The 4,860-nt window shown below is 33.4% G+C and carries 5 protein-coding genes; all 5 read left to right on the top strand.

Annotated features, from left to right (window positions below; translation table 11 throughout):
* Positions 1 to 399: 399 nt before the first annotated feature.
* Complete coding sequence (locus Q0A18_RS07800; protein WP_292009586.1) at positions 400 to 1,479, top strand: chorismate mutase; 1,080 nt, start codon at positions 400 to 402, stop codon at positions 1,477 to 1,479.
* Positions 1,480 to 1,604: 125 nt separating this feature from the next.
* Positions 1,605 to 2,531, top strand: a complete 927-nt coding sequence (rsgA, locus tag Q0A18_RS07795) for a ribosome small subunit-dependent GTPase A (RefSeq protein ID WP_292009585.1) — start codon at positions 1,605 to 1,607, stop codon at positions 2,529 to 2,531.
* A gap of 323 nt (positions 2,532 to 2,854) precedes the next feature.
* Complete coding sequence (locus Q0A18_RS07790; RefSeq protein ID WP_292009584.1) at positions 2,855 to 3,271, top strand: nucleoside-diphosphate kinase; 417 nt, start codon at positions 2,855 to 2,857, stop codon at positions 3,269 to 3,271.
* A gap of 270 nt (positions 3,272 to 3,541) precedes the next feature.
* Positions 3,542 to 3,796, top strand: coding sequence for a hypothetical protein (locus tag Q0A18_RS07785; RefSeq protein WP_292009583.1), 255 nt, complete (start codon positions 3,542 to 3,544; stop codon positions 3,794 to 3,796).
* A gap of 4 nt (positions 3,797 to 3,800) precedes the next feature.
* A partial coding sequence (locus Q0A18_RS07780; protein ID WP_292009582.1) for a DUF692 family multinuclear iron-containing protein occupies positions 3,801 to 4,860 on the top strand: 1,060 nt, incomplete at its 3' end.

Here is a 4,860-nt window from a genome sequence, read left to right as displayed (position 1 = left end):
CTCTATATTTGTAGAATATTTTTCTGTGGAAAACAGAAAATGAAGATTTGAAAAGCTAAGACCAGGTAATTACCGGTTATAAAAGTGGAAAAACAATTTATCCCATATCAGTCTGATTTTAAAAACCTTTTCGGTTTTATTACTACTGCTTATATTATAGGCGGTTATTTTAGCTTTATCAGAACTTATCGTAGAAATTTCAGAACCTATTACCGATTTTATTGGTATTGCTAGCTGAATTTCTTTCTCAAAAAATACAGGAATACTAACCTCTCTTTACTATTCCTTACCCATTAAAATTTTTAAACGGCATTTTTTGAAAAGAATTATAAAGTAAATTTTATAATGAAAGAATTATTGATGTAAAAAAATAAAAAAGAATACAAATAAATTAATGATATGAATTTAAAAGATTTGAAAAACGATTGGATCAATGAGTTTTCTCAGCCGTTGATGATCGCGGGGCCTTGTAGTGCAGAAAGTGAGGCGCAGATGCTTGAGACAGCTAAAAGGATGAAAGAGACGAATGCTCCGGTGTCTATTTTCCGTGCAGGAATCTGGAAGCCCCGTACAAAACCCAACGGATTTGAAGGAGTAGGGGTGATTGGTCTTAACTGGCTTAAAAAAGTAAAAGAAGAATACGGTTTTAAAACAGCTACTGAGGTGGCGAATGCCCATCACGTTTTTGCAGCATTGGAGGCAGATGTAGATGTTCTTTGGATTGGTGCCCGTTCTACAGTGAATCCTTTTACTGTTCAGGAGATTGCTCAGGCATTGAGAGGAACGGATAAACCTGTTATTGTAAAGAATCCTGTAAATCCTGATTTGGCATTATGGATCGGAGCACTGGAAAGATTATTAGGTCAGGATATAAAAAATCTTGGTGTCATTCACAGAGGATTTTCTACTTACCAGAAAACTAAATACAGAAATAACCCTAACTGGCAGATTGCATTGGATTTTAAAAGTCAGTTTCCCAATATTCCTATGCTGATTGACCCTTCGCATATCTGTGGAAACAGAACAGGTTTGGCTGATGTTACCCAGGAAGCTATGAATGTAGGATACCAGGGAGCAATTATAGAATCTCACTGTAATCCGGATGAAGCATGGAGTGATGCGGCACAACAGATTACACCGGAAGTTCTTGGAGAACTGATTGCTAATTTAAAGGTCAGAAATTCCGGATTGGCAGGTTTTGATAGTGAAATGGGAAGACATAGAACTCTGATTTCTGATATTGATTTTCAACTGATCGAGTTACTATCTCAAAGAATGAAAATTTCTGAGAAAATAGGAAAGCTTAAGAAAGAAAATGATATTGCTATTTTCCAGCCGGAACGTTGGAAAGTCATTACAGAATATGCAGTTCAGAAAGCAAAAGAAACAGGAATGTCTCAGGACTTTATTGAAAAAGTATTTAAGGCTATTCACGAAGAATCAATTGAAGTACAGAACAGTATCATGATTGATAAATAAATAGATTTCCAAAATCTATATGTTATAAGGCTTAGGTTGGATCAGAGCTGTCGGTTTAATAAAAATGTTAAATACTGAGAGCCTACAACCTAAGCCTTAAATTCTTATATTTGCAGTCATAATATATGAAAGGAAAAATCATTAAATCTACTGGAAGCTGGTATCAGGTTTTAGAATTGGAAACCGGAAAAATTTTTGAGGCCAGAATCCGGGGAAAATTCAAACTGATAAAAACCCGACTAACTAACCCACTTGCGGTAGGTGATTTTGTAGAATTCCAACTTGAAAAAGACGATATTGCATGGATCACCAATATAGAACCCCGCAAAAATTACCTGATCAGGAAATCGGTTAACCTTTCAAAAGAAGCCCATATCATTGCTTCTAATATAGATCTTGCATGTTTTATTTTTACATTTAAATATCCTGAGACTTCTTTAGGCTTTTTAGACAGATTCCTTGCCTGCTGTGAAGCTTATAATATTACTCCTCTAATTCTGTTCAATAAAATGGATGTTCTTACCGATGAAGAGCAGGAAGTAATAAAGGACATAGAATTTCTTTATAATGAGATTGGATATGAGACACTTGAGATTTCTTCTTATTCAAAACTTAATCTTGAGAAATTACAAACTCTTCTTAAAGATAGGACTTCCGTTTTCTTTGGGCATTCAGGGTGTGGCAAATCTACATTAGTTAACGCATTACAGCCGGATCTTAACCTAAAGACCTCTGAAATTTCGGAAACACATCTTAAAGGTAAACATACTACTACATTTGCTCAGATGTATTTTTGGGACTTTGGCGGAAATGTTATTGATACTCCCGGTGTAAGAGAGTTTGCCATGATAGATATACAAAAAGAAGAAGTCCAGCATTATTTCCCTGAAATATTTAAGAAAAGGGAAGAATGTAAATTTCATAACTGTCTGCACATTAATGAACCTAAATGTGCTGTTATAGCTTCTCTGGAAACAGGGGAGATTCAATATTCCAGATATTCGACTTATTTAAAGTTGATGGAAGAATCTGAAGAAAACTTTCAAAAATAGTTGTAAAATATTAACGATTTTTAAAATATAAGTGTTTATTTTTATTAAACACTATTTCATTATATGGTGAATAATTCACATGATTATTAGGCTGTCTGAATCTAGGCGGATGCCGATCAATAAAAAACCCAGCCGAAGCTGGGTAAAAACTAATAACCATGAAAACTCAAATTAAACATGAGAATCGCAATAGAATAAACAATTACTGTGCCAAAGAATATGTTGTCATTTCTTAATAAAAGTTAGTTTTGTGTTAAAAAAAAATAAAATAAAAGAGAAAAATATTTTTTGTAATTTTGCACCATTAAAAAAATATACGATTTATGTCTAACATTACATTTACCATGATCAAGCCGGATGCTGTAGCAGACGGGCATATCGGTGCTATATTAGGAAAAATTTCAGAAGCAGGATTTAAAATCAAAGCAATGAAACTTACTCAACTTACAGTTGCAGATGCTAAAAAATTCTATGAAGTACATGCTGAAAGACCATTTTATGGAGAACTAGTTGAATTTATGAGCTCAGGACCTATTGTAGCTGCCGTTTTGGAAAAAGAAAATGCAGTAGAAGACTTTAGAAAATTGATTGGTGCTACAAATCCGGCTGAAGCAGCTGAGGGAACAATCAGAAAAATTTTTGCAAGAAGCGTAGGAGAGAATGCAGTTCATGGTTCAGACTCTGACGAAAATGCACTTATTGAAGCTCAATTCCATTTTTCAGGAAGAGAGATTTTCTAATAAAACCTATTTAAGAATAAAGAAATTCCGGGTATTGATTATCCCGGAATTTTTATTTTAAGATGTAGACTAGATTATTAATTTGTCTTATTGGGATAAAATGTTAATTATTCCTGCATTTAAGTATGACATTTTTCCAATTTGTAATAGAAAATAAGTGAAGCATATAAAAATAATTATGCTAAAGTTTTTTCTATCAAATCAAAACAAACGTATAACAAAAAGCTGAAAATGGCAGTGATTTTTTATCTTTTTTATAAATGAACCTGAATGAAAATTGGAATACTTCTTGTTATTATTCAGCAAAAAACATTTATGAAAATTCCAGCATTATTAATGGCGAGTTTGGTAACAGTAGGAATGTCTGCACAAACAACAAAACCGGTAAAGAAAAAGACAAAAAAAACTGTGAAAACTGTAAAAACTGCTGAAGTTCCCAAAACAGAGCTTGCGAAAGCTATTGCCAAAAAAGATACAGTAATACATCGCCCTGCACGTTCTTGCCCTGCGTGCGGATTAGGATAAACTTATGAAACCATATATTGGGTTAGCTATGATGGCAGAGGCAGATTTTGTTTCTGCTATTTTACCTTTATTACAAGGTGACGAAATAGATGTTTTGGAATGGTCTTTTGATACCTTTTTTAATACCAAAGAGCCTGATTGGTTGAGTGATCTTCTTGATTTTTATTCAGAGAATAATCGCCTTATAGGACATGGAGTTTATTATTCACTATTTGATGCGAGATGGACGTCCAGACAGCAAGAATGGTTGGAAAAACTGAAAGCCGAAACTCAAAGGAGGAATTATAATCACATTACAGAACATTTTGGTTTCATGAATACCGAAAATTTTCATCAGGGAGTTCCTCTACCTGTTTCTTTACATTCTAAAACATTGGAAATAGGTAAGGATAAGTTATACAGATTGCAGAATGTATTGAATATACCTGTGGGAATTGAAAACCTTGCCTTGTCTTTCTCTTTGGATGATGTAAAGGAACAAGGTGTATTTTTGGATAAACTAACAGAAGATATTGATGGATTCCTGATTCTGGATTTACATAATATATATTGTCAGGCCCACAATTTTACTACAGATATCAAAAACTTGGTAGATTGCTATCCTTTGCAGAAAGTAAAGGAAATACATCTTTCAGGAGGAAGCTGGCAGGAAGGTATTTATGAGAAGGAAAGAGTCATCAGGAGAGATACTCATGATAATGCGATTCCGGAAGAAATTTTTGCTGTATTGCCCTATGTTTTATCGAAATGTAAACATTTGCAGTATGTTATTATTGAACGACTTGGGTATACAATTGTAACTGAAGAAGAAAAGAAAATTTTTCTGAGTGAGTTTGAACGGATCAAAAGAATTATTAATGAGTCTGAAACAAAAATTGTGATCAACTCTTGGGAAAAGCCCGAATTAAAACTTTCAGAACCTGTAGAAAATTTTTTATTACATGATGAACAAAAGATTCTTACAAAAATGTTATATGAAAATATAAAACCAGAGTTGATAAAACAGTATGAGTTTAATTATTTTAAAACAGAAAACTGGGATCTGGAGATGTTAAATACCGCAT

This window comes from Chryseobacterium sp., assembly GCF_022712095.1.
Classification (GTDB): Bacteria; Bacteroidota; Bacteroidia; order Flavobacteriales; family Weeksellaceae; genus Chryseobacterium.
The sequence above is the reverse complement of the archived record's forward strand: the minus strand, read 5'-3'. Positions and strand labels throughout refer to the sequence as shown.

Bases quoted from the DNA above. Each gene is read 5' to 3' on its own strand.
- Q0A18_RS07785 (WP_292009583.1), top strand. From the start codon at position 3,542: ATGAAAATTGGAATACTTCTTGTTATTATTCAGCAAAAAACATTTATG.
- Q0A18_RS07800 (WP_292009586.1), top strand. From the start codon at position 400: ATGAATTTAAAAGATTTGAAAAACGATTGGATCAATGAGTTTTCTCAG.
- rsgA (WP_292009585.1), top strand. From the start codon at position 1,605: ATGAAAGGAAAAATCATTAAATCTACTGGAAGCTGGTATCAGGTTTTA.
- Q0A18_RS07790 (WP_292009584.1), top strand. From the start codon at position 2,855: ATGTCTAACATTACATTTACCATGATCAAGCCGGATGCTGTAGCAGAC.